The sequence below is a fragment of the Oceanobacillus halophilus genome (assembly GCF_003628505.1).
GTDB lineage: Bacteria > Bacillota > Bacilli > Bacillales > Amphibacillaceae > Oceanobacillus > Oceanobacillus halophilus.
This window is the reverse complement of the sequence record NZ_RBZP01000002.1, coordinates 186,656-212,631: the sequence shown is the minus strand read 5'-3', so window position 1 is coordinate 212,631 and position 25,976 is coordinate 186,656. Positions and strand designations below refer to the sequence as shown.

Genomic DNA, 25,976 nt, shown 5'->3' with positions numbered 1-25,976 from the left:
CCTGTTTCTGTATTGTTCAAACAATCACAAATAGGCTTATAAAAAAACCTCCTAACTATATTTTATCATAGGAAATCAATCTAGCTATGAGTTGTTTTGTTTTTTTGAAAAATTGTAGATATTTTGCCAAATCTTATATAATAGAATTATAATTTAATAGAGATTGTTTAAAGAATGGATGAAGGGGTGGTTAGATGGATTTAGAATTAAATGGGAAATCAGTTATTGTAACAGCGGCAAGTAAAGGTTTGGGGAAAGCTTCTGCAATGGAATTTGCTAAGGAAGGGGCACACGTATTAATAAGCAGTCGAAATGAGGATGCATTGAAGTCTACAGTTGATGAACTGAAACAAGTTACTGGAAATTTTAATGTGGATTATACCGTTTGTGATATGAAAAACGAGGATGACATAAAAGAATTAGTTGATAAAGCAGTCTCCTGGAATGGGACGGTAGATGTTCTCGTTAATAATGCAGGAGGTCCACCGGCAGGAAGTTTTCTGGATATGACGGATGATGATTGGTATCATGCATTTGAATTAAACCTATTAAGTTTTGTTCGTACTATTCGTGCAGTGGTTCCGTACATGCAAAAGCAGAAACGTGGAACGATTGTAAATCTAGCATCTTCTTCCATTTACCAAAGTTTAGACAATTTGGTATTATCCAATACGATGAGACCGGGTATTGTAGGTCTCTCCAAAACATTAGCACAAGAACTGGGACAAGATAATATCTTAATCAACACAGTGGGTCCTGGTACAATTAAAACCGACCGAATCTTAGAATTAAAACAAATGGTTGCAGACAAGCAGAATAGTTCAATTGAGCAAGTGATTGATGCGGATGAAGAAACAATTCCAATGAAACGGTATGGAAAGCCTGAGGAATTTGCTAAGGCTATCGTATTTTTAGCATCCGGTGCCAATACCTATATCACAGGTCAAACATTAGTTGTTGATGGCGGTGCTGTTAGGGCATTATAGAATAATTATAAAAGAAATCGGCAGAAGTGGCCGATTTCTTTTTAAATGATATTTAGTATCCCTAGTCCTATTAGTAAAGTGGGGGGAAGGAAAGAGAGTTTTTTTAGTTTTTGATTTTTAGCTAGAAGCATTCCTAGTTTCATTCCAGTATATAAAAAACCTCCGCTCATACTGGCAATAAGGAAAGCAGTTAGTAATGGTGCATATCCTAAGAGTGATGCACCGATACCCGCTCCAAATGCATCAAGTGCTAATGCAAAACCAAGCAATAGTGCCTCTCCTATAGAAATATTACCTGATTTATCTAAGTCTGCTTTATCGGGTGTTGCTAGAACAGTCTTAATTTCACTTAGTTTGCTGTTAGATGGTTGATTGGCTGGCCCTTCTTTTTCTGCATTCAAATTAGAGCGAATAGTATTAAATAGGGAGAATAAACCTAATGAAATTAATATAAACCCACCAATATTTTGAGCCATATTTGTGGAGATAAATGATTCAAGCATATCTCCAATGCTCATTGATATTAAGAGAACAGCGCCTGAGCAGAGCATAATGATGAATAGTGCAGGTAATGGAACTTTTATTTTTTGCATGCCATACGTTATCCCAACACCAAACCCATCAATACTAACTGCAATTACTAATAAGAACAACCCTGTAAAATATAGCATTTAAACCCATTCCTTTACTTGGCAAGATTGGAAAGTATCAAACATTCCTCCTGCATAGGTGCAACTATGGTAATCGCTGAAATTCAGCAAAGCCTTAGTTTTGTAGATATTCTAAAATAGTGTATGGATTCCAAGAGGCGGGTGTGCGTCATTTTTTGCATTAATGCAACATTTAATAATATCCTTTCAGTTGATGTCGAATTAGTCTTCTTGATCGGCTGTCGTTCATCGTGGAATTTATCAGGAGACACAAACAAACGGATAAATAGAATATCTGCAAACCTTCATTATCTGTGGTAAAGTAAAAATTAGATGTTTTTAAAAGAGAGGAATTTCAATATGAGTAAAACAGTTGTACTAGCAGAGAAACCTTCTGTTGGACGTGATATAGCCCGTGTACTGAATTGTTCTAAAAAGGGCAATGGCTATTTTGAAGGATCGAAATATATTGTGACATGGGCATTGGGACATTTGGTGACACTTGCCGACCCTGAAGTTTATGATGACAAATATAAGACTTGGAAGCTGGATGATTTACCAATGCTTCCGTCCAACTTAAAACTAGTTGTAATGAAAAAAACAGGGAAGCAATTTAACACGGTGAAAACCCAACTCAATCGTAAAGACGTTGGTGATGTAGTAATCGCTACAGATGCAGGTAGAGAAGGGGAACTGGTTGCACGCTGGATCTTAGAAAAATCCCGAGTTAGAAAACCGGTGAAGCGGTTGTGGATTTCATCAGTAACCGATAAAGCGATCCGTGACGGATTCAAAAACTTAAAACCTGGAAAAAACTATGAAAATCTTTATGCATCAGCTGTTGCTCGCTCAGAAGCGGACTGGTATGTTGGTCTGAATGCAACAAGGGCACTTACGACAAAGTTTAATGCGCAGCTTTCCAGCGGTCGTGTCCAAACACCAACACTGGAAATGGTGGCACAGCGAGAGAAAGAGATTAAGGAATTTAATCCTCGAAAATTCTATGGAATCGAAGCAAATACCAATAAAGGGTTTAAGTTTATTTGGCAGGATGACAAGAATAATGCAAGAATCTTTTCTAAAGAAAGAGCAGATAGCTTACTAACAAAAATGAAAAATAAACCAGTTAAAATCACCAATGTTAATAAATCCTATAAGAAAAAGTTTGCTCCACCACTATATGATCTAACGGAATTGCAGCGTGATGCAAACCGAATATTTAATTTTTCTGGGAAACAGACGTTATCTATTATGCAAAAGCTTTATGAACAGCATAAAGTACTAACATACCCGCGTACCGATTCACGAGTGATTTCCACGGATATTGTGCCAACTTTAAAAGATCGAATTAGAGCTTGTGGAGTTGATGAATACGCGAAGTTTTCCGGTAAACTTTTGAAGAAGGAAATGAAACTGCCGAAATCCGTCGTGGATAATTCCAAAGTATCGGATCACCATGCGATTATCCCGACAGAACAACATGTAGTCCTTTCTGATTTAAATGATAAAGAAAGGAAAATTTATGATTTAGTTGTGAAGCGATTTTTAGCAGTGTTGTCTGATCCTTATGAATACGAGCAAACAACCGTTTTTGCAGAAATTAATGGGGAGAAAGTTGTTGCTAAAGGAAAAATAGTGAAGAAGCAAGGTTGGAAAGAAATATATAACAACCGCTTTGAAGACGATGATGCGAACGATGATCAACGCTTGCCAGCTATAAATGATGGGGATACGTTCCATCATATTCAATTGAAACAAACACAGGGTGAAACGAAGCCGCCTGAACGATTTACAGAAGGTGCTTTGTTACAAGCGATGGAAAACCCAGTGAAATACATGAGTTCTGAAGAAAAACACCTTGCCAAAACGATCAATCAGGCAGGGGGTATTGGAACAGTTGCTACACGTGCAGATATTATTGAGAAGCTGTTCAATAGCATGTACTTGGAATTAAAAGGAAAACATATTTTCATCACTTCGAAAGGCCGTCAACTATTAGACTTGGTACCAGCTGATTTGCGTTCCCCTGCATTAACTGCAGAATGGGAGCAGAAGTTAAGTGCCATAGCTGAAGGAAAGTTAAAAAAAGACAAATTCATTTCCGAAATAAAAGGATACACAAAACAAATTGTAACGGAAATTAAAAGCAGTGAAGAAAAATTCAAGCATGATAATATGACAGGAACTAAATGTCCAGATTGCGGAAAACTAATGCTCGAAGTAAAAAATAAACATGGCCGAATGCTCGTTTGTCAGGATCGTTCCTGTGGTCACAAGAAAAACATTGCGAAACAAACCAATGCAAGATGCCCAAATTGTCATAAACGAATGGAACTTCGCGGGGAAGGCGAGGGGCAATTATTTACTTGTAAATGCGGTCATCGTGAGAAAGTTTCTACTTTTAATAAACGAAGAAGTAAAGAGAAACAGCACAAAGTTACCAAGAAAGATATCAACAAGTACTTGAAGCAAGATGACGGATTTAAAAACAATGCCCTTGCAGATGCTTTAGCTAAGTTGAAAAAATAAATAGTTCAATTATATAGCAAGTAAAACAGAAAACCAAAATGCCTAGATAAATTCTGGGTATTTTGGTTTTTTATTTGTAAAGGAAGAGATTTGGTTGAGCAAGCACTCCATTGATATATCACGCCGATAATTGCTTAAAGGATGGCTGAAGCTCACACAGAAAGCGCCAAAGATGAAACAAATCCTAGCTCAAATTGAGTTAATCAGTTTACTTCCCTGCATTCCTGCTTTATCATTTATAATAGGTATAATTTTTCTGACTTTAAGGAGGTAGACATAGATGGCTTTTGTAATCTTAGATCCTTGCCAGGGAGAGAAAGCTGGAGAATGCGTGAGTGTTTGTCCAGTTGATTGTATAGAAGAAGGACCAGATCAATTTTACATAGACCCAGAAATCTGTATTGACTGTGGTGCATGTAAAGCAGTTTGCCCTGTATCAGCAATAGAAGAAGAATATGATTTGACCCCTGATCAAGAAGTATTCTTGGAGAGGGCAGAGAAATTCTTTGAGGATAGATAGATTTAATAGAAAAGGCTATCTTAGTTAGACAAGGTAGCCTTTTCCTTTTTATAGGTTAGGAAAGTATTTCGACATATTTTTTCATATTGTCAGTAAGAATTAGGAAATTTGTTTTATTAAAGGCTCTTTTCTAAAAGATTGTTGCTTTTTAACATGACTTTACTTTATATTTTATATAGACTGTTGATATCTTTAATTCAGAATAGTGTAGCTCTCGCTCACACTTATGTTTGATTTGTGTAATCATTCGCTCCGGCAGAATACTCCGCTTTCCGCGGGCACGGCCTCAGCCTCCTCGCGGAAAAACCACCGCTGCGGGGTCTTCGGACACGTGCTTTTCCCGCAGGAGTCTTCGTATTCTTCCTCCGCTTAAATAGGCGCTCAAGATTACTTTGAGCTTATATCTCTAGTAATTACGTTTTAAGACCGTTATTATCCTTAAAACAGAATAATTCCTTTTTATACAAGTAGAGCAGACGCATAGCGGAGGACATACACGGAGACTCCTGTGGGAAGAAGAGCATCGGTGAGACTACGTAGTGCGACAGCACGAAGGAGGCTCACCAGCTCCCCGCGGAAAGCGGAGTGTATTTCCGTAGCGAAGACTAAGCAGTATTCTTAATTAAATATATTCGGAGTTTCCATCAACTGTACAATTTCAAAAAACAACAAACTATGCGAAAAGAGCCTTATTAAAAGATGATGCACTTTTGAATAAAGTACATCATCAGTGTTTTTCTATTTCCTTAATGAATTAATTGCCTCTTCAATATCTGTAGTTGGTTGTCTGCAAGCAAAGTTTTCGCAAATATATACTGTTGTCGTTTCATCAATAGCTTTATATTCTGCTGCGAATGGTGCGATATTTGAAAAATCATCAGGTGATTCGCCTACGAGAAACACAATGTTTGGTAAAAATGTTCTTTGGAGATGCTGAATGATTTTCTGGCACTTCTCTTCATCCTCTTTACCTAAAACGACCACTTCTTTTGTTTTATTTTCCATGAGTTGCATACTTTGAAGAAAGAAAGGACTAGCAGATGGCTGTTTATTCAAATCATGAAAGAATGTATGATACATTTCTTCTACTTTATCTAAATAATTTGTTTCACCTGATAAATAACCGAGCCTTGTTAGCATGACTGCAGCTACACTATTTCCAGATGGAATAGCTCCGTCATAGATTTCCTTATCTTTTGCAATGAGTGTTTCACTATCTTTTCCACTAAAAAAGAATCCACCATTATCCTGATCCCAGAATAGGTCCATCATTTGGTTTGCAAGGAAATGTGCTTGTTTTAAATACTCTTTTGAGAAGGTGGACTGATATAATTCCAAATAACCCCATAAGAGAAAAGCGTAGTCATCAATATAGGCTTTATACTTCGTTTCACCCTCTCGATATCGAGCCATTAGCCGTTCTGTTTGAAATAGATTTTCTTCGATAAAATGGACAGCAGTTTTTGCCATTTGTATGTATTCTTCTTCAGCAAAAACACTCCCTGCTTTTGCGAGTGCTGCAATCATAATCCCGTTCCAAGCGGTAAGTACCTTATCATCGACATGTGGATAAATACGTTTTTCTCTTGCCTTAAGAAGTTTGACTCTGGCGTTTTCTATAAAGTCTTGGATAGTTTCATAGGTCATCTGGTTATCACGAGCTGCGTATTCCAGATCTTCATCAATTAGATTAGGGATATTCTTTCCTTCAAAATTTCCTTCAGGTGTTATGTCATATATATCAGTAAAGAGCTTTCCTATTTCAGGCCCGAGAATTTCTAGAACCTCATCATAATCCCAAACATAGTATTTCCCTTCTACTCCTTCTGAATCAGCATCTATAGCTGAATAAAATGCACCTTCTTTGCTGGTCATCTCTCGTTTAATAAATGTAATGATTTGTTTAGCTACCTTTTTATAGAAGAGATTATTTGTAACTTGATAGCATTCGGTATAGGCCATTAATAGTAGGCCGTTATCATAGAGCATTTTTTCGAAATGGGGAACAAGCCACTCTTCATCTGTAGAGTAACGAGAAAATCCAAAACCGATATGATCCCATATTCCACCAGCAGCCATATCTTTTAACGTCTTTTCCACTATTTTTAGTGCAGCGGAATTACCGGTAAAATGGAAATGTCGTAATAAAAATAACACATTTTGTGGCATTGGAAATTTGGGTGCTTCTCCAAAACCACCATAAGTAAAGTCAAAGCTTCTTGCTAGTTGCTGATAGGCAGTATCAATTGTTTCTTTATCAATACGGTTCTCACTCTTAGTTGTAAGTGATCTGTTCAGGGCATCTGTAACACTTTGAGTTACTTCTGTAATATGGTCAGGATCTTCCGTATATTTTCGATGCAATTGTGTGAGTGCCTCCATCAGCCCAGGTCGACCATATTTACTAACCTTTGGAAAATAAGTTCCCGCATAAAATGGGATTTTGTTTGGGGTCATGAAAATAGTTAATGGCCACCCTCCATGACCTGTCATCATTTGACATACTTTCATATAAACCGAATCCACATCCGGACGTTCTTCTCGGTCTACTTTAATAGCTATGTATTTTTCATTTAAAATAGCTGCTACTTCTTCATCTTCAAATGACTCATGAGCCATGACATGACACCAATGGCAAGTTGAATAGCCGATAGAAAGAAAAATTGGCTTATTTTCTTGTTTCGCTTTTTCAAACGCTTTATCTCCCCAAGAGTACCAATTAACAGGATTATCAGCGTGTTGTAGCAGATATGGAGATTTTTCGTGAATTAAATAATTTGATTTATTATGCATACAATCCAGCTCCGTTATTATATTTCAATTTCCACATTCATAATATTACCCAAGATTAATAAAAGTAACTAATCTGAAGGGATTATTCAAAAAAATAAATTGGGAAAATCTCCATTAGGAAGCACTGATTATGATATTCATTCTCAATTATGTATAAATATTCTCAATTAATTGACAGAATCTACTCTTAAACATATGATTAAAATATAATAATTATAGTTTGTTTTACTGTCGTTCATTTCAAAATACAATAAAAATCTCGTAAGAAGGGATACTGTGAAATGTTTAATTATTTAATAAAGAATCGTCAAGGTCAATTTTTAATGATAGGTTTTCTATTTACTATTTTAGGATTTATCTTTACACAAGTTCATGCTGGTTATAGTCAAATCTCATTTTACATAGCCATTTTCTTTTTAGGATTTTTTGCTGCAAAAGATGCCGTAGTAGATACAGTTAAATCAAAATCACCCAATGTTGATTTGCTGATGATATTAGCAGCCTTAGGAGCTGTATTAATCAATTATGAATCGGAAGGGGCTGTTTTATTATTAATCTTTGCTGGGGCTGAAGCATTAGAAGATTATGCAACAAACAAATCAACAAATGCAATATCTGAATTAATGTCGCAAGTCCCATCAACTGCACATCTTCTAAAAGAAAACGGAGAAATCGTAGAGGTGTCTACGGATAAATTAGAAGTAGGGGATATAGTTGTCGTATCAAAAGGAGAACAAATTCCAATTGATGGTTATACCGATCGAAAAGTAATGGTAAATGAAGCTACATTAACTGGAGAATCTGTTCCGGTTGAAAAAGAAAAGTCTGCTGAAGTTTATGCTGGAACGATTAATGAAGGAAATGTCTTTTATCTTCGAGTAAATAAATTAAGTAATGAAACTGTTTTTTCAAATATTATTCGAATGGTTGAAGAAGCACAAAATAGACCATCTAAAATTTCTAAATTTATTGACCGGATCGAATCTAAATATGTTATTGCAGTCCTAATTGCAGTTCCAATCTTTATTCTTATCCTATATACTTTGAATGATTTTACTTTCCAAGAATCGTTTTATAGAGGAATGGTATTGCTAACAGTAGCCAGCCCATGTGCATTAGTAGCCTCAGCAACACCTGCCACTTTAAGTGCCATTAGTAATGGTGCCAAAAATGGTATTCTATTTAAAGGTGGAGCAGCCATGGAAGCGTTGAGTACAATGAATGTATTGTATAGTGATAAAACAGGGACTTTAACTTATGGAGAGTTTCAGGTAATTGATTATGCAATAGATGATGAAGCATTAAAAGAAGTAGTATATATGGAACAACAATCCAGCCATCCTATTGCAGAGGCAATTGTAAACACATTTAAAGAGTTAAATCTAGATAGCGTAGATCAAACGGAAGCCGTTGAAGAAATAGCCGGTTCGGGAGTTAAAAAAGGCGATATTAAAATTGGTAAACCTTCTACATTCGATAGCTTGGAAGATGTTAATAATTATCGGAGTAAAGCAATAGAAGGAAACACAACTATTTTCGTAGGGAAAGATAATCAAATAATCGGTTATTTTTCTCTAGCTGATCGGGTACGTAAAGAATCTGCCCAAGCCATTTCAGGTTTTCAAAAAGAAGGGATTCAAGTTGCTTTATTAACAGGGGATAATGAAATGGTAGCGAAAAAAGTTGCAGAAGAAGTAGGCATTGATGACTATGTCGCTTCGTGTTTACCAGAAGACAAGATTAAATTTGTAAATGAAAGTCAAGAAAAAAATAAAGTTGTGGGAATGATTGGAGACGGGATTAATGATGCTCCAGCACTAGCGAACTCAGATATAGGAATTGCAATGGGCAGTGGTTCATCTATTGCAATGGAGTCTGCTGATGTTGTAATTGTAAAAAACAATTTAGCAAAATTACTCTATAGTTTTAAGTTAAGCCATAAATTAAATCGAATTATTCTTGCAAATGTGGTGTTTTCAATTACGGTAATTATAACGTTGGTCATACTAAATCTTTTTGGTTTATTAAATTTACCTACAGCAGTTCTATTCCATGAAGGTTCAACTATTTTAGTTATTTTAAACGGACTACGATTATTACTAAGAGGGAAAGAAGAAATGTAAAATTGAATACACACCTTTTTATGAAACAACTATAGTTACTGTGATGAATGACTAATACGCATTGTTCCAAGTTTAAAAAACATTTATGTGCCTTAAATGGTCTACATAAATGTTTTTTATTACTTGCTAGTTTTCTATTATAATAGAATAAATGTTAATAATAATAAAATGGATACCCATAGCCACCAAAGAATGGATAGGCGTATGGATAAGGATAACCATATCCGTATGGAGGAAGTAATGCACTTCCTAATTAACCTCCAACAATCCCGCCTAAAAACGGTGCTCCAAAACCGAAACCATAAGGATACCCATAGCCAAACGGTCTGCCGATTCCAAAACCAAATGGACGGCGCCCGATAATTCTTTGATCATCTTGATTCAAATGAATATGATTCATATTCTTATTCATCGTAAAACCCCCACTTATTAGTGTCTGCAGTCTTTTTAATAAAATCTACACAAGTCAGTTATCCTGCATAGTTCTGTATTAAGTTATGATAGGTATTATGATTTTGACTAGGCAAATTAGCTTTTACCATGACTTTATTTTATCAACTGTAAAACGTCAAAAAGCAACAGACTATACGAAAAGAGTCTAAATAAATTCACGAATCATGGTAGGATACATGAAAACAATCTTTTATACTTGAGTGTAGAAGACAATTTAAAAAACACTATTAGGCATCAAGCGAAATGAGGTAAGAAAATGTCGAAAGCACAGTTTAACATCAAACTAATTAATAATTTAAAAGATATATTGCTTCGTCTACATCATGGTGAACATCCAGAAACTGTCCAAAATGATTTTGACCAGCACTTCCAGAATCTGGATGCTGTAGAGATATTGTTTATCGTTCAAGAATTAACAAGCGCAGATGATGGGATTACTTCTGAGGATGTTAGAAAGTTATTCCGTGTATATCAGCAATTGTACGGTCAATCAATTACTGATAGTTATATTCCAGAATCTGATCATCCAGGTCATCCTGTTCAAATCTTTAAAGATGAGAATAGGGCACTTCAATCCGTTCTGGATCAAATGAACAACCTATTCGATTCACTTGAAAAGAATCAACAAGTAGGTATGATAGAAAGATTAAAGGAACAAATGTCGATATTAGGGCAATTCTATAACCATTATAATCGTAAAGAGAAACTCTTTTTCCCTATAATGGAACGATATGGGTATTATACTCCTGCAAGGTTAATGTGGGGGGAAGATGACCGAATTCGCAACTTATATAAGGGGACAAAAAGAATGATCGAGAAAATCCCTGATATAGAGTTTAAATATGTTAAAAAATCCTATGATATCTTGGAAAGTAAATTTAAAGAAATGATTTTTCAAGAAGAATCATTTCTTTTACCGATTGTTTTGTCCATTTTTAATGAAGACAATTGGTTTGATATCGCAAAGGAAAGTGATGCATTTGGCTATTGTATCGTCGAGCCAGAAGAAAAGTGGGAGCCTACACAAGATAATTCAAACATAAATAAAGAAATCAGTGCCGCAGATAGTGAATCATCAGTCGAACACTTGGCATTTGGAGGTGGTTACTTAACACGGAAAGAAGCTAACCACATTCTTAACAATTTGCCATTAGAAATAACGTTTGTTGATAAAAACGGGATTTTTAAATATTTTAACGACAAAATAGAATCATCTGAGATGATGCTTGTACGGACACCAAGCTCGATTGGACGTAATGTAGCAAATTGTCATCCACCTAAGAGTCTGAAGAAGGTAATGAATTTAATCCGTGATTTAAAAACGAAGAGACGCTCTTCTGAAAGTATGTGGTTCAAGAAAAAGGATCAATACATCCATATTACTTATAAAGGCGTATTTGATGAGAATGGAGAGTATTTAGGAATCCTGGAATACGTACAAGATATTCAGCCTTTCTTGGAATTACCACGTGAAGTTAAAAGAGAACTGAGTGAAATAGATGAAAGTAATTAGCTGACGGTTCTAAGATTTATTTTGGTGTTGGCAAGTGGCAAGGATTTAGTGACTCTATTAAACTATTTTTATATTAAATATGTTGATAAATTCCCCTAATTAGCAATAAAATAGAAATATAGAAATTTCAGAAGGGGGATTTGGATGCTATATGTAAATCCGGAGAATTTAGTTCTAAAATCGTCACTTGCTACCATTCATTGTGAACCAAATTGGAAGTGGAGAAAAAGAGATAAGCCAATGCCAAATTATGATTTATTTTATGTTTGGAGTGGAGAAGGTCATTTAATTTTAAATGGAAAGTCATATCCATTAGAAAGAGGTCATTGTTTTTTATTTAAACCTGGTGATGTTACTACAGCTACACATAATCCTCAAAATCCCCTCGTTCTAACGTATATTCATTTTGATGTTTCTGAATCGATTCGTTTGGTCCCTGCTTCACATCGAGTAATCGAAAATACGATACGGTTTGAGTCGTTATTAACACAGTATGTTCGTTTGTTTCTAGTGCCATCCTATGGGTCTGAGGCGGAAGCAAAGTTACTATTAAAACAGCTTATGATTCATCTTCTTCGTCAAGAAAGAGAAGGGAAAGTTGAAAAGGAAGAAGACCATAGTACTAATCTGTTTGAAACCATTCGTGAGATTGCAAATTATATTCAACAACATCCTGGAAAACCACATACTGTAAAGACCTTAGCTGAAAGAGCGAATCTATCAGAACGATATTTTTCATTGAAATTTAAAGAAGTTATTGGCCAAACGGTAAAAAGTTATATTATATTCTCTAGAATAAAACGTGCGGAGCATTTACTTCATTATGCTGGCATGACAGTCACAGAAACTGCAGCAGCTTTGGGCTATAATGATTTGCACTTTTTTAGTCGGCAGTTTAAGAAATACACAGGTAAAAACCCATCAGATATACGTTAAAGGTAACCAAGCTAATCTACATGGTTACCTTTTTTATAATGGGTTTAGTTTTGGGGAGAAAGATGTTTTATCAAAATAAAATCCAAATATAGTTAGTATCCGTAAGTATGAGGAAACGTCCTAATTTTAGAATTTTGTCCCGACCTCCTTTTTTATCGTCATATATAATTTATTTCTTATTCGACTGAAAGCTAGTTGAATAAACTTTTTCTGTTTCTCTCATCTGTATCTAAACATACAATTCTAAATAACCTTTTAAAAACAGAATGCAAGATAGTATTAATTCTCCATAACCCTAAATTATTAGTCATATAACACAAATTCAGAGGTAACAAATATTGACAACTACCAAGGAAAAATGAAATAAGGAACATTATTTAACTAAAAGATGAAATATTTCTATATTTGTGTAAGAATCCATATGAAAATAAATAATAATTGATTAATATTTGCAAATGAATAAATTATTATTTTCTTAATATTTGGTGTTATTTTATACAAAAAGTGCAAACATTATGTAAAATACTCTAAATACAATCCAATCGTGAATTGCTAAAATAAGATTACAGGTTGACAGAACGAGTTAGAGGAGGTTATGAGATGCAACATACACAGCGTATTGAGAACAAAGGGTTGTATGAAGCTCATTTGGAACATGATGCATGCGGAATTGCGATGTTAGCTAATATAAATGGAATAGAATCACATACAATTGTCAGTCAAGCGCTAACTGCTTTGGAAAGATTGGATCATCGGGGCGGACACGATGCTGAAAATGATGTAGGGGATGGAGCGGGGATTTTAACCCGTATTCCTCATAAATTATTTGAAACAGAATGGAGTGAGAATGGTAAGACATTCGTTGAAGTTGGAATGTATGGTGTCGGGATGTTTTTCCTTCCAGCAGATGACTCCGAGAGAGAACGCAGTGAAATGATGATAGAGAGAATGATAGGAAAGACGGGGTTGGAGATATTTGGTTGGAGAACTGTACCAACAAATAATCGTTCCCTTTCACAGCAAGCTAAAGCGACCCAACCAGTAATAAAACAAGTATTTGTCCTGTCACCTTATGAAAAGCCAGAAGATATCAGGTTTGAAAGAAAGTTATATCTACTTCGGAAAAAGATTGAAAAAGCGCTCATAAATGAAGGGATTCAAAAGGATGAAGCTTTCTATCTAGTCAGCTTTTCGTCAAGAACGATTATTTATAAAGGATTATTACTACCGAAACAATTAAAAGCTTTTTATTTGGATCTGCGTAATGAACGATATGAGACAGGAATGGCGATGGTACATAATCGTTTTAGTACAAATACTTTCCCTAGTTGGCACAGAGCGCAGCCCAATCGATACCTCATGCATAATGGAGAGATTAATACGATTAATGGAAATATGAATTGGATGAATGCAAGGGAGCCCTTATTTCAAACGGACATGTTAAATATGAAAGATATTTCCCCGATAGTGGATGTAGATGGCAGTGATTCTGCGATGTTTGATAACACATTAGAATTCCTAGTATTGTCTGGATGGTCTTTGCCACATGCAATGATGATGATGGTTCCCGAACCATGGTTAGATAATGAACGGATGGATGAAGAAAGAAAGGCATTCTATCAGTATCATAGCAGCTTGATGGAACCATGGGATGGTCCAGCAGCATTAGCGTTTACGGATGGTAAACAAATTGGTGCCTGTTTAGATAGAAATGGACTGAGACCTGCTCGATATATTCTAACGGAGGATGATTTCCTTTGTGTTTCCTCTGAAGTAGGTGTTGTTGATATACCTGAAGAGAAAATAATACGTAAAGATCGTTTGAAACCAGGACAGATGCTTTTAGCGGACTTAGACAAAGGATGCTTGTATGAAGATGAAGAATTGAAGCAATTAATCATATCAGAAAGGCCTTATAAAGATTTAGTAGAAAAAAATATCATACCGATTGAAAAAGTAATAGCAAATGATTCTTATGATTACGAGTTAAAAGCTGATTCATCCTCTGTTCTAAGAAAGCAGTCCATTTTTGGTTATACATTGGAAGAATTAGAGAAAGTGTTCGTACCGATGATTTTAAATGGAAAAGAACCAACTGGATCCATGGGATATGATGCACCTTTAGCGTTATTATCTAGACAATCACAACTTTTATTCCATTATTTTAAACAAAAGTTTGCTCAAGTGACCAATCCACCAATAGATGCCATTCGAGAAGAGTCCATAACTTCAATGGAAGTCATGCTTGGTGGAAATAGTAATTTGCTTTTATCGAAACAGCAAGTTGATAAGAAGATACGTCTTCAAACTCCCATTTTAACGGGTAAAGATATCGTAAAAATAAAGAATCTTCGGTCTAATAACTGGAATACTGCAACAATCTCTACACTATTTCCAGTTAACGGCAATTTAAAAGAATCATTAGACCAACTGCTACAGAAAGTGGAAAACGAGGTAAATAATAATTTTAGCATTATTATTTTAAGTGATTATCATGTCAACAAAGAGAATGCAGCCATCCCATCTTTACTTGTGGTATCAGCGGTACATCATCACTTAATCCGAAAAGGACTTCGCAGTAAAGTAAGTCTAATCGTAGAATCCGGAGAACCGAGAGAAGTCCACCATTTTGCGGCATTATTAGGGTATGGTGCGAATGCCATTCACCCATATCTTGTTTATAAGTCAATCCCTTCTCTTATCGACCAAGAGAATAATAAAGTTACGATAGAAGAAGCATTTGACAATTATGTAAATGCGATAACAAAAGGCGTATTAAAGATATTATCCAAAATGGGCATTTCTACTGTGCAAAGTTATATCGGAGCGCAGATATTTGAAGCGATAGGTATTAGCAAAGAAGTAATAGATTGCTATTTTCCAAGAACTTCAAGCAAAATAGGCGGTTTAGTACTAGAGGATATTTCGAGAGAAACTTGCGAGCGACATAACGGAGCTTTTTCAAAAGAGTCATTGGAATTAGATATTGGATCGGACTTTCACTGGCGACGAGAAGGAGAATTGCACTTATATCAACCGAAAACAATTCACACGTTACAGCAGGCTGTTCGCACGGGAAGTTATGATTTATATAAAAAGTATAGTGCGATGATTAATGATGAAGTTGGGAAACACACAAGCATTAGAGGACTATTGGGGTTTAAGAAGAGTAGTCAATCGATTCCCATAGATGAAGTGGAACCAATGGAATCTATTTTAAAGCGATTTAAAACAGGTGCGATGTCGTTTGGGTCTATTAGTAAAGAAGCGCATGAAGCATTGGCAATTGCAATGAACCGGATTGGAGGAATGAGTAACAGTGGAGAAGGTGGAGAGGATCCAGAACGCTTCACACCACTGGAAAATGGTGATTCCAAATGCAGTAATATAAAACAAGTAGCCTCCGGGAGATTTGGTGTAACGAGCCACTATCTGATTCATAGTAAAGAAATCCAAATTAAAATGGCTCAGGGTGCAAAACCAGGTGAAGGTGGACAATTAGCTGGACATAAAGTAACACCTGAAGTAGCGAAAACAAGAGGGGTAACGCCCGGAATTGAACTAATATCTCCTCCGCCACATCATGATATTTATTCGATAGAAGACTTGGCACAGCTCATTTATGATTTGAAGAATGCTAATTCAAAAGCAAGAATAAATGTCAAATTGGTATCTTCTTCAGGGGTAGGAACGATAGCAGCTGGTGTAGCTAAGGCAAAAGCAGATGTCATCTTAATTAGTGGTTATGACGGTGGAACAGGAGCAGCTTCACGTTCAAGTATTAAACATACCGGAATGCCGTGGGAGCTTGGACTTGCTGAAGCGCAGCAAACGCTAAAGCTGAATGGATTAAGACATAAAGTGACTTTGGAAACAGACGGAAAAATGATGAGTGGAAGAGACGTCATAATTGCTGCACTACTAGGTGCGGAAGAATACGGGTTTTCTACATTACCTCTTGTGGCGTTAGGTTGTGTCATGATGAGAGTTTGTCATCTAGATACATGTCCTGTTGGTATTGCCACGCAAAATCCAGAACTTCGGAAAAATATGGTTGGAACGGCAGATCAAGTAGTGAACTTAATGCGATTTGTGGCTCAAGAGATTCGTGAATACATGGCTGAATTAGGTTATAAATCCTTAGACCAACTGATTGGAAAAACAGACCTTCTAAAGCAAGAGGAACCAGACCATTGGAAGACGAAAAGAATTGATTTATCGTCCATCCTTGCTGTTTCATCACTTGCCAAGAAAAGGAATAAAGAAGAACAAGATCATGAGTTGGAACGAAATCTTGATAGTCGTAAGTTATTACCTCTGTATGATAAGTGTTTCAATCAAACACAGCGATTAGATGCAGTCTTACCTATTGAAAATATGAACCGATCTGTGGGTACTTTAGTTGGAAGTAAAGTTTCCGAGATGTTTGGCGAAAATGGGTTGCCTGATGATCAGATAAATTATCACTTTAAAGGTTCTGCTGGACAGAGTTTTGGGGCATTTTTACCAAAAGGTATCACTTTATCGTTAGAAGGAGATGCCAATGATTACGTTGGAAAAGGGCTTTCTGGTGGAAAAATAATTATCTCTCCTACTGCAAAATCAACATTTTTGGCAGAACAAAACATTATTATTGGGAATGCCACATTTTATGGTGCAACAAGTGGAGAGGCTTTTATAAGCGGAATAGCAGGGGAACGATTTTGTGTAAGAAATAGTGGTGCTCAAGTTGTTGTAGAAGGTATCGGAGATCATGGTTGTGAGTATATGACGGGAGGAAGAGTCATTATTCTTGGAGATGTTGGTAAGAACTTTGCTGCAGGAATGTCAGGTGGAATCTCTTATGTACTTGTAAAAGTCTTGGAAGCTTTTAAGAAAAAGTGCAATCAGGAACTAGTTTATGTAGAGAGATTGGATGAGGAAGAAGACGTCTGTTTTCTAAAAAATAAATTAAAGCAACATGTTCAGTATACGAATAGCAAAGTAGCAAAAGAAATATTGGAAAATTGGGAATATAACTATCCTAACTTTGTGCGAGTAATTCCTAAGAAATATAAGGCCATTCTTACGGAACAACATAAATCAAAACAGTATAGCTAATTCTTGAAAATGGAGGTTGTTATAGGTGGGAAATATAACCGGATTTATGGAACAACAACGGGTTCAGGTCAACTATCGAGATCCAATAGAAAGAACAAAAGATTGGAGGGAAATTGCAAAACTTCCATCTGAAGAGGTTATCAGACAACAGGCTTCTCGGTGTATGGATTGTGCTATCCCTTTTTGCCAGGACGGTTCGGAATTAGCTGGTATGACAACAGGTTGCCCCGTTTACAACTTAATACCGGAATGGAATGATCTAGTTTATAAGGGCAGATGGAGAGAAGCATATATGCGTTTAAGCAGGACAAATCCGTTTCCAGAATTTACTGGTCGTGCCTGTCCTGCTCCATGTGAAGGAGGATGTGTAGCCTCCCTCGCAACAGAGTCTGTTACGATTAAAAATATTGAACGTGCGATTATTGATAAAGCTTTTGAAGAAGGCTGGGTACAACCTCAAGTCCCTCATCATCGAACTGGAAAAAAAGTGGCTATTATAGGTTCCGGACCCGCAGGACTGTCCAGTGCAACTAGCCTTAATCAACAAGGGCATCAAGTAACGGTCTTTGAGCAAGCGGATAGGGTCGGTGGTTTATTAACCTATGGGATACCAAAAACAAAAATTGAACAGCATGTAGTGGATCGCAGGGTAAAACTTCTAGAAGAAGAGGGTATCCAATTTGTTACAAATACAAAGATAGGAAAAGAAATTTCTATTAATCAACTTAATAAAGATTATGATGCAGTACTACTTTGTATCGGTTCAACCCGCCCTAGAGATTTAACTATCACTGGTAGAAATAATCAAGGAATCTACTATGCAATGGAATACTTACATCAAAACACAAAAAGCTTACTAGATTCTAACCTAACAGATGGAAAGTTTATCAATGCAGAAGGAAAGGATGTCATTGTTATTGGTGGTGGAGATACCGCTACTGATTGTATATCAACTGCAATCCGACAAAATTGTCGAAGTCTTGTACAGTTTGATATATATCCAGTCCGCCCAAAAAAACGAGCAAAGCATAATCCATGGCCCCAATATCCTGTCATTCACAAAGTAGATACAGGCCAGAAGGAAGCGATGGAGATATTTGGTAAAGAACCTAGAGCTTTTGCTACAACAGCACAAGAATTCATAGGTAATGAAAAAGGGGAATTAACTGGCGTTAAAAGTTCGAATATTAGGACTGTTCATAAAGATAATGGAGAAAAAATCAGGAAAGTGATACCAGGAACTGAAAAAATTTGGCCAGCTCAACTTGTACTATTGGCTATAGGATTTCAAGGTCCTGAAACACATTGGATGGATCAGACCAATATAACCTTAAATCAACAATCAAACATTAAGGTAAAACGAGATACATTTCAAACAGATGAAGAGGGGATTTTTACGGCAGGAGATGCTCATGTTGGTGCAAGCTTAATTGTTTGGGCAATTCAGGAAGGGAAAGAGGCAGCATTGGAATGCCACAATTATTTAATGGGAAATAGAACTTAATAGCTTGGAGGAAAGAATATGGGAAATGATACGCAAACAAAAGACTATATTCAACAATTATTTGCAAAGCGAATCGGTGGTTCGAACTTTGGTTTAGGGGAAGAGATATATAAATTTGAGATAATTAAAAGAGCAAAAAAAGAAGCCATCGAGTCAAATCCTGCTATGGAATTAATTGATCTTGGTGTAGGAGAGCCGGACTCCATGGCGGATCAGGTAGTACGAGATAGATTGATAGAAGAGGTTTCCAAACCAGAAAATCGCTTTTATGCAGATAACGGAATAGAAACGTTTAAGAAAGCAGCAGCTTCTTATATGAGTAATGTCTTTGGAGTAAAAGATCTTGATCCAGAAACAGAAATTAATCATGCAATTGGTTCTAAATCAGCCTTATCCATGATACCAACTGCTTTCATAAATCCTGGTGATATAACGATTATGCCAACACCTAACTATCCGATTATTGGCACACACACAGAATATTTGGGTGGAAAGGTGGTCTATTTACCACTAATGGAAGAACATCATTTTCTTCCCAAACTGGATATATTGCCTGCTAGTATTTTAGAAAAAGCAAAATTATTATATTTAAACTATCCTAATAACCCCACAGGTGCCACCGCAACAAAGGAATTTTTTGAAGAAGTTGTTCGGTTTGCAAAGAAACATGAACTAATTGTTATTCATGATGCAGCTTATGCATCGTTGGTATTTGATGGAGAACAGCCACTGAGTTTCTTATCTGTACCTGGCGCTAAAGATGTAGGAATAGAACTACATTCCTTATCAAAATCATTTAATATGACAGGCTGGCGTATCGGTTTTGTTACAGGAAATAAAAAGCTGGTCTCTGCCTTTAAAATGATAAAAGATAACTATGATTCAGGACAGTTTATCCCGATCCAAAAGGCGGCAGCTTTAGCTCTTTCAAAGCCAGAAATAACAGAAAAAACAGCTGCAAAATATGCCCGTCGACACAAATTACTAGTAAGTGTATTACAAGCGTGCGGTTTTCAAGTTGAAATACCAAAAGGTTCGTTCTTCTTATATACGCAAATTCCTATTGGAGTAAAAAATGGTCCAACGTTTCAAACAGCAGAGGATTTTAGTCAATATTTAATTAAAAAACTGCTCCTATCAACAGTCCCTTGGGATGATGCAGGATCCTATATTCGTTTTTCCGTTACATTTCAAGCCGAAGGGATCAAAGAAGAACAAAAAGTAATGGAGGAGATTGAGTCAAGATTGAAATCAGTAGAGTTTATTTTTGAAGGGGGGGACTAGAAACATGATGTTTACAAAAATGCATGGATTAGGGAATAACTATATTCTTTTTGATGAATTAGATAACAGTAAAAATGAATTAGATGATAAATGTTATTCAGAACTCTCCAGAAAACTATCAGATGGTAATTTTGGTATTGGTTCAGATGGAATTATACGGATATGTCCGTCCAACAAAGCAGATTTCAAAATGAGAATTTTTAATGAAGATGGTTCTGAAGCAAAAAACTGTGGGAATGGTTTACGCTGTGTAGCAAAGTTTCTCTATGATCATCTTTATGCGACAACACAACAATTCACCATTGAGACATTAGGTGGGGTTGTAGGTGTAGAGGTCGATGTCAATAATGACAATCAAGTAGAATATGTCCTTGTTGATATGGGGGAACCGAAACTGCTAAAAGGCATGATTCCCATGAAAGGCGATCCATTTGGAGTTGCAATTAATGAATCACACATCATTGAGGGGAAAGAATTTCATTTAACCTGCTTGTCGATGGGGAACCCGCATGCCATACATTTTGTGGAGAACGTAAATGATATTCCACTGGAGGAAATTGGACCAAATTTGGAACAATCGCCGCTTTTTCCAGAGCGTGTGAACGTAGGAATTGTTCACGTGAAAAGTCGACAAGAAATGGATTATAGAGTTTGGGAAAGAGGTTCAGGAATAACAATGGCTTGTGGGACAGGGGCATGTGCTTCTGTAGTAGCTGCAACTTTGAATGAGTTTTTAGATAGAAACGAGCCAATTGTTGTTCATCTTCCTGGTGGTGATTTAACAATTCAGTGGGATACTCATGGACATGTATGGATGAGAGGAACTGCTCATTATATCTGCCATGGAGAAATAGATAGAAGTTTGTTATCAAATATAAGGAGGAAAATAATATGAAAAGAGAAGAAATCTTAAGATTGGTGAAAGAAAATAATGTGCATTATATACGTCTACAATTTACCGATTTATTTGGAACTGTAAAGAATGTGGAAATTCCTGTTAGCCAGTTATCAAAAGCTCTAGATAATAAAATGATGTTTGACGGATCTTCGATTGAAGGATTTGTCCGTATAGAAGAATCAGATATGTACTTATATCCTGATTTAGATACATTTGTCATTTTCCCATGGTCTTCTGAAAAAGGTAAAATTGCTCGATTTATTTGTGATGTCTATAATCCAGATGGTACCCCGTTTGAAGGAGATCCACGAAATAATCTTAAAAGCGTGTTACGAGATTTAGAGAATCATGGATTTTCAGGATTTAATGTTGGTCCTGAACCAGAATTTTTCTTATTTAAGTTAGATGAAAAAGGAGAACCAACGCTAGATTTAAATGATCATGGTGGATATTTTGACTTAGCACCAACAGACCTTGGTGAAAACTGTCGGCGTGATATTGTGTTAGAACTTCAAGAATTAGGATTTGATATTGAAGCATCTCACCACGAGGTTGCACCAGGCCAACATGAAATTGATTTTAAATATCAAAATGCTCTAAGAGCGTGTGATGATATACAAACATTCAAATTAGTAGTAAAAACTATAGCACGTAAACATGGCTTGCATGCAACTTTCATGCCGAAACCGTTATTTGGTGTAAATGGCTCTGGAATGCACTGTAATTTAAGTCTATTTACAGGAGATGAAAATGCTTTTTATGATCCAAATGGCCAGTTGGAACTGAGTGAAACAGCTCGATACTTTTTAGCTGGAATATTAAAACATGCAAAAAGTTTTACTGCCATTACGAATCCAACAGTAAATTCGTATAAAAGACTAGTTCCTGGTTATGAAGCGCCTAGTTATGTAGCCTGGTCTGCTAGAAATAGAAGTCCTCTCATTCGAATTCCTGCATCACGTGGTTTAAGTACTCGGGTAGAAGTTCGAAGTGTCGATCCTAGTGCAAATCCATATTTAGCAATGGCTGCTCTTTTAGCTGCAGGCTTAGATGGTATCAAAAACAAGGAGGCAGCACCTGATCCAATTGACCAAAATATATATGCAATGACAACTTCACAGCTTAAAGAATGTGGAATAGAGAATTTACCTTCCACCTTAGATCAAGCACTTGGTTACTTAAAAGAAGATAAAGTAATGCAAGCAGCCTTAGGTAACCATCTATTTGAACATTTTATTGAGGCAAAAGAAATTGAATGGAATCTCTTCCGTACGCAAGTTCATCCATGGGAACGCGAACAATATATGAACCAATACTAAGCTGCTTTATTTTTTATTAAGTATTGGGAGTTGGGAGTACTTTCTCCTAATACTTAATCAAAAATAAAAGATTTGTTGTGTAGGAGGACTAGTGGTCTATCAACGACTGGAGCGGATATCGACGAACACGAGGTGGATATCAACGACTGGAGCGGATATCGACGAACACGAGGTGGATATCAACGAACTTGGGGCAGTTATCAACAAAAACGAAGCAGATATCTACGTAGATTAACGGTAGATCAACCCTTCATCATTGCCAAAATAAAATCAGGGAGGAATTTGCATGAATGACTTGTTTTTTATTAATAGTTTGTGGATTTTACTGGGAGCGATTCTAGTAATTTTCATGCAAGGTGGTTTTATCTTACTTGAAGCAGGTTCTACTAGAATGAAAAATGCTGGACATATTGCAGGGAAAACAATCTTTACATTTGGTATATCTTCCATTGTCTTTTGGGCAGTGGGCTATGGGTTTATATTTGGAGAAAATGCAAATTTCTTTGTAGGAATGTCTGACTTTTTCTATTCAGGAGTGGAAGTAGCAGGGAGTACTTATTCAACGGCAGCCTTCTTTGTTTTCCAACTTGCATTTGCTGGAATTTCTCTAGCGGTTGCATTTGGTGGATTTGCTGAGCGAGCGAAGCTTTCTGTCTATCTTGTTTTTGCTACTCTTTTCTCTATGCTGGTATATCCAGTTGTAGCACATTGGATTTGGGGTGGAGGCTGGTTAGCGGAGCATGGTAAACAAGATTTTGCTGGTTCCACCGTCGTCCATTTAACTGGTGCAATGGCCGCGCTGGCAGCTACCATACTATTAAAACCTAGAATTGGTAAATATAATGCAAATGGTACACCAAACAATTTAAGTGGACATAATCAAGTTTACACAGCATTAGGTGTCCTGATTTTATTTATTGGCTGGTTTGGTTTTAATGCTGCAAGTACGTTAGGAGTGGAGGATGGATTCTTTGCTTTTGTGGCATTAAATACAGCTTTAGCAGCTGCTGCAGGGGCGATAAGTGCCTTACTTATTTCATGGGTTGTTTTAGGTAAATCAGATATTCCTACCATGTTGAACGGAACACTAGCTGGACTTGTCGCTATTACTGCCTCTTGTGCCTTTGTAGAGACTTGGGCATCTGTTGTGATTGGTTTTATTGCAGGAATCTTGGTTTTCTTTAGTGCTAAATTTTTTGAAAAACGAAAAATAGATGATCCAATATTTGCACTTTCTGTTCATGGCCTTGCTGGTGTTTGGGGAACGTTATCAACTGGTTTTTTCGCTACCCCTGAGTTAGCAACAGTTGGTCAAGCTGGACTATTTTATGGAGGGGGATTGGCTCAACTTGGAGTGCAGACGGTAGGAGTATTTGTTTCAGGTGGATATGCATTTGCTATTTCCTTTATCATTCTACTTGTGATGAAAAAAGCATTCAATGGTTTAAGGGTCACAGAAGAGGAAGAACTCATTGGTCTGGATATGAGTGAACATGGAAGTTACGGTTATCCAGAAGCCTTTGACAATAATCGCAGCAAAGGGCTGGAAACCATACTTCCATATAATAGCGAAACATCTCCTCTATTGAAGGAATAGACATAATGGAACGATATCATTCAGCCTATCAATCTATCAAAGAATGGCATGATGAAAATACCGTAACTTATCAGTCCAGTGCTGATAAGTTACAGTTGTTTCATCAGATTATGATGAGAAACATATTTGAAATCACTTTAGACGACATGATAAAGGAATATGGTTTGCCACCTTGTGATTATACTTGGTTTGTTACTGGAAGTGCAGGGAGATTGGAGCAGGGAGTCTACAGTGATCAAGATCATGGAATCATTTATAAAGAAAAGAATGAGCGGGTGAAATCCTATTTTTTAACATTTGGTGAAAAGCTTAGCTCTGGGTTGCACTATGTTGGTTACCCATTATGTGTAGGAAATGTAATGAGTTCCAATCCCCTTTGGTGTCAATCACTAGAAGAATGGGAATGGCAAGTAAATAATTGGATATACGATAATTCATGGAAGTCATTACGATATTTGTTAATATTTTATGATGCAAGGATAGTGATTGGTGATGAGAGTATGGTGCCACACTTAAAACAATGTATTCATCATTTTACAGTAGAACATCCTATTTTGTTAACTAGATTTTTGGAAAATACCAAACGTTCCATCCAAGCCTTAGGATTGTTTCATCAATTATTAATGATTACGACCGGTCCATATACAGGTTGTATGAATATAAAAGAAGTAGCTATTTTCCCTTATGTTAATACGATAAGACTATTATCTATCCTTGAAGGTATCATGGAAACTTCGACATTGGAAAGAATGAGAAGCTTAAAGCACCATTCCTTTTATGCGCAAATATTAAAGGGGCATGACACTTCCTTTATGAGACTCCTTCAATTAAATTTAAAACACAGTATGAATAGACAAGGGGAAGGTCATCAATATGTGAATATATTCAATTTGAATCAAGAGGAAAAATTAGAGTTGAAAGCTATACTAAAGAATATAAAAAAATTGCAAAAAAGGACAGAAATCATAATAAAAAGGGCTGCTCGGAAATGAGTAACAATACATTCATTCAATGGATGAGACAAATGTATGGAAAAGTCCATACGACTGTTTATTCTTCGGTTAAAACGAATCTGAAACCAGAGAACCTTGCCTTCTTACGTAATATTGAAAAGGAGATGAATAAGCAAAATAGCTTATTTACTCCACTATCTCACTTAGATGCAGTTGTTTTTGACTTTGAAACAAGTGGATTTATTCCAGAGCAAGGCGATCAAATACTATCTATTGGTGCAATTAAATTAAGAAATAACCGAATAGAGAAAGAGCAGACGTTTTATTCATTGGTCCAGTTTACTGGGACAATGTCGCCTGAGGTTAGAGCATTGACTGGTTTAATGGAGTCGGAATTAAGAGTGGCTCCCCCTCTTGCAGAAGTCCTTTTGTCCTTTTTTGAATTTGTGCAAGATGATGTTCTCATTGCTCACCATGCCACACATGAGAAGAGGTTTTTACAGTATGCTAATTGGAAGGTATTTAAAAAAGTTTTTCAGCAGCGAATTGTAGATACTTCCTTAGTTTTTCGGATTTTCCCATCCAAACAACCATTAATTAGTTTAGATGACTACTGTTTTCAATATGGAGTTAAGTTGGAAAATCGCCATCACGCCTTAGGTGACGCCATTCTAACAGCTAAGTTATGGGAAATTTATACGATAAAACTAATAGAAGAAGGGTATCTAACTTTACATGAAGTATATGGAAGTTTAGGGAAGATGAAACAGTAAAATGATAAAAGAAAGGCCTTGAAGAATGGATGATGTAGTATTCTT

The 25,976-nt window shown here is 36.3% G+C and carries 17 protein-coding genes and 1 pseudogene; 15 read left to right on the top strand and 3 right to left on the bottom strand.

The features are described 5' to 3' along the window. The first annotated feature begins 194 nt into the window (after positions 1–194). Positions 195–986, top strand: coding sequence for an SDR family oxidoreductase (locus D8M06_RS05045; RefSeq protein WP_121203269.1), 792 nt, complete (start codon positions 195–197; stop codon positions 984–986). A gap of 41 nt (positions 987–1,027) precedes the next feature. Here the strand turns inward: D8M06_RS05045 and ytaF are convergent, their stop codons facing one another. Next, positions 1,028–1,657 carry a sporulation membrane protein YtaF gene (gene ytaF / locus D8M06_RS05040; protein WP_121203268.1) on the bottom strand — a complete coding sequence of 210 codons (630 nt, stop codon included), beginning with the start codon at positions 1,655–1,657 and terminating at the stop codon, positions 1,028–1,030. Between the two features lie 339 nt (positions 1,658–1,996). Here ytaF and D8M06_RS05035 point away from each other — a divergent pair, with 339 nt between their 5' ends. Next, a complete protein-coding gene (locus D8M06_RS05035) occupies positions 1,997–4,165 on the top strand; it encodes a DNA topoisomerase III (RefSeq protein WP_121203267.1) in 2,169 nt (722 codons plus the stop codon). 280 nt (positions 4,166–4,445) lie between these two features. Beyond that, entirely contained in the window at positions 4,446–4,685 is a 240-nt protein-coding gene (locus tag D8M06_RS05030) for an indolepyruvate ferredoxin oxidoreductase subunit alpha (protein ID WP_121203266.1), read from the top strand. Between the two features lie 738 nt (positions 4,686–5,423). Here D8M06_RS05030 and D8M06_RS05025 read toward each other — a convergent pair. Then, positions 5,424–7,478 (bottom strand): thioredoxin domain-containing protein, encoded by a 2,055-nt coding sequence (locus D8M06_RS05025; RefSeq protein ID WP_121203265.1) that lies wholly within the window; start codon positions 7,476–7,478, stop codon positions 5,424–5,426. Between the two features lie 281 nt (positions 7,479–7,759). On the opposite strand from D8M06_RS05025, the gene D8M06_RS05020 reads away from it, so the two are divergent. Then, complete coding sequence (locus D8M06_RS05020) at positions 7,760–9,601, top strand: heavy metal translocating P-type ATPase (protein WP_121203264.1); 1,842 nt, start codon at positions 7,760–7,762, stop codon at positions 9,599–9,601. 154 nt (positions 9,602–9,755) lie between these two features. Here D8M06_RS05020 and D8M06_RS05015 read toward each other — a convergent pair. After that, a pseudogene (locus D8M06_RS05015) lies at positions 9,756–10,001 on the bottom strand (spore coat protein). A gap of 309 nt (positions 10,002–10,310) precedes the next feature. Between D8M06_RS05015 and D8M06_RS05010 the strand changes: the two are divergent. From D8M06_RS05010 to D8M06_RS04965, 11 genes are all read left to right on the top strand, one after another. Continuing rightward, positions 10,311–11,567: a DUF438 domain-containing protein gene (locus D8M06_RS05010; RefSeq protein ID WP_121203263.1), complete on the top strand. Its 1,257-nt coding sequence runs from the start codon at positions 10,311–10,313 to the stop codon at positions 11,565–11,567. 144 nt (positions 11,568–11,711) lie between these two features. Then, the gene (locus D8M06_RS05005) at positions 11,712–12,503 is read left to right on the top strand and encodes a helix-turn-helix domain-containing protein (protein WP_121203262.1); all 792 of its coding nucleotides are present in this window, start codon (positions 11,712–11,714) and stop codon (positions 12,501–12,503) included. A 600-nt stretch (positions 12,504–13,103) separates the two neighbouring features. After that, positions 13,104–17,603: a glutamate synthase large subunit gene (gene gltB, locus D8M06_RS05000; protein ID WP_121203261.1), complete on the top strand. Its 4,500-nt coding sequence runs from the start codon at positions 13,104–13,106 to the stop codon at positions 17,601–17,603. Between the two features lie 25 nt (positions 17,604–17,628). Then, positions 17,629–19,107, top strand: a complete 1,479-nt coding sequence (locus D8M06_RS04995; protein WP_121203260.1) for a glutamate synthase subunit beta — start codon at positions 17,629–17,631, stop codon at positions 19,105–19,107. 18 nt (positions 19,108–19,125) lie between these two features. Further along, on the top strand, positions 19,126–20,391 hold the full coding sequence (locus tag D8M06_RS04990; protein ID WP_121203259.1) for an LL-diaminopimelate aminotransferase: 1,266 nt from the start codon (positions 19,126–19,128) through the stop codon (positions 20,389–20,391). Between the two features lie 4 nt (positions 20,392–20,395). Next, a complete protein-coding gene (gene dapF, locus D8M06_RS04985) occupies positions 20,396–21,286 on the top strand; it encodes a diaminopimelate epimerase (protein WP_121203258.1) in 891 nt (296 codons plus the stop codon). Continuing rightward, complete coding sequence (gene glnA / locus D8M06_RS04980) at positions 21,283–22,608, top strand: type I glutamate--ammonia ligase (protein WP_121203257.1); 1,326 nt, start codon at positions 21,283–21,285, stop codon at positions 22,606–22,608. The genes dapF and glnA overlap by 4 nt, the downstream gene beginning before the upstream one ends. A 91-nt stretch (positions 22,609–22,699) precedes the next feature. Next, the gene (locus D8M06_RS19805; RefSeq protein ID WP_158591730.1) at positions 22,700–22,843 is read left to right on the top strand and encodes a hypothetical protein; all 144 of its coding nucleotides are present in this window, start codon (positions 22,700–22,702) and stop codon (positions 22,841–22,843) included. Between the two features lie 51 nt (positions 22,844–22,894). After that, positions 22,895–24,205: an ammonium transporter gene (locus D8M06_RS04975; RefSeq protein ID WP_121203256.1), complete on the top strand. Its 1,311-nt coding sequence runs from the start codon at positions 22,895–22,897 to the stop codon at positions 24,203–24,205. 5 nt (positions 24,206–24,210) lie between these two features. After that, complete coding sequence (locus tag D8M06_RS04970) at positions 24,211–25,197, top strand: DUF294 nucleotidyltransferase-like domain-containing protein (protein WP_121203255.1); 987 nt, start codon at positions 24,211–24,213, stop codon at positions 25,195–25,197. Beyond that, positions 25,194–25,931: an exonuclease domain-containing protein gene (locus tag D8M06_RS04965; RefSeq protein ID WP_121203254.1), complete on the top strand. Its 738-nt coding sequence runs from the start codon at positions 25,194–25,196 to the stop codon at positions 25,929–25,931. Before D8M06_RS04970 ends, D8M06_RS04965 begins: the two co-directional genes overlap by 4 nt. Positions 25,932–25,976 lie beyond the last annotated feature (45 nt).

What these genes read in the sequence shown, in the direction of transcription:
- D8M06_RS05045 (WP_121203269.1), top strand. Translation starts at nt 195, where the DNA reads ATGGATTTAGAATTAAATGGGAAATCAGTTATTGTAACAGCGGCAAGT.
- ytaF (WP_121203268.1), bottom strand. Translation starts at nt 1,657, where the DNA reads ATGCTATATTTTACAGGGTTGTTCTTATTAGTAATTGCAGTTAGTATT.
- D8M06_RS05035 (WP_121203267.1), top strand. Translation starts at nt 1,997, where the DNA reads ATGAGTAAAACAGTTGTACTAGCAGAGAAACCTTCTGTTGGACGTGAT.
- D8M06_RS05030 (WP_121203266.1), top strand. Translation starts at nt 4,446, where the DNA reads ATGGCTTTTGTAATCTTAGATCCTTGCCAGGGAGAGAAAGCTGGAGAA.
- D8M06_RS05025 (WP_121203265.1), bottom strand. Translation starts at nt 7,478, where the DNA reads ATGCATAATAAATCAAATTATTTAATTCACGAAAAATCTCCATATCTG.
- D8M06_RS05020 (WP_121203264.1), top strand. Translation starts at nt 7,760, where the DNA reads ATGTTTAATTATTTAATAAAGAATCGTCAAGGTCAATTTTTAATGATA.
- D8M06_RS05010 (WP_121203263.1), top strand. Translation starts at nt 10,311, where the DNA reads ATGTCGAAAGCACAGTTTAACATCAAACTAATTAATAATTTAAAAGAT.
- D8M06_RS05005 (WP_121203262.1), top strand. Translation starts at nt 11,712, where the DNA reads ATGCTATATGTAAATCCGGAGAATTTAGTTCTAAAATCGTCACTTGCT.
- gltB (WP_121203261.1), top strand. Translation starts at nt 13,104, where the DNA reads ATGCAACATACACAGCGTATTGAGAACAAAGGGTTGTATGAAGCTCAT.
- D8M06_RS04990 (WP_121203259.1), top strand. Translation starts at nt 19,126, where the DNA reads ATGGGAAATGATACGCAAACAAAAGACTATATTCAACAATTATTTGCA.
- dapF (WP_121203258.1), top strand. Translation starts at nt 20,396, where the DNA reads ATGATGTTTACAAAAATGCATGGATTAGGGAATAACTATATTCTTTTT.
- glnA (WP_121203257.1), top strand. Translation starts at nt 21,283, where the DNA reads ATGAAAAGAGAAGAAATCTTAAGATTGGTGAAAGAAAATAATGTGCAT.
- D8M06_RS04975 (WP_121203256.1), top strand. Translation starts at nt 22,895, where the DNA reads ATGAATGACTTGTTTTTTATTAATAGTTTGTGGATTTTACTGGGAGCG.
- D8M06_RS04970 (WP_121203255.1), top strand. Translation starts at nt 24,211, where the DNA reads ATGGAACGATATCATTCAGCCTATCAATCTATCAAAGAATGGCATGAT.
- D8M06_RS04965 (WP_121203254.1), top strand. Translation starts at nt 25,194, where the DNA reads ATGAGTAACAATACATTCATTCAATGGATGAGACAAATGTATGGAAAA.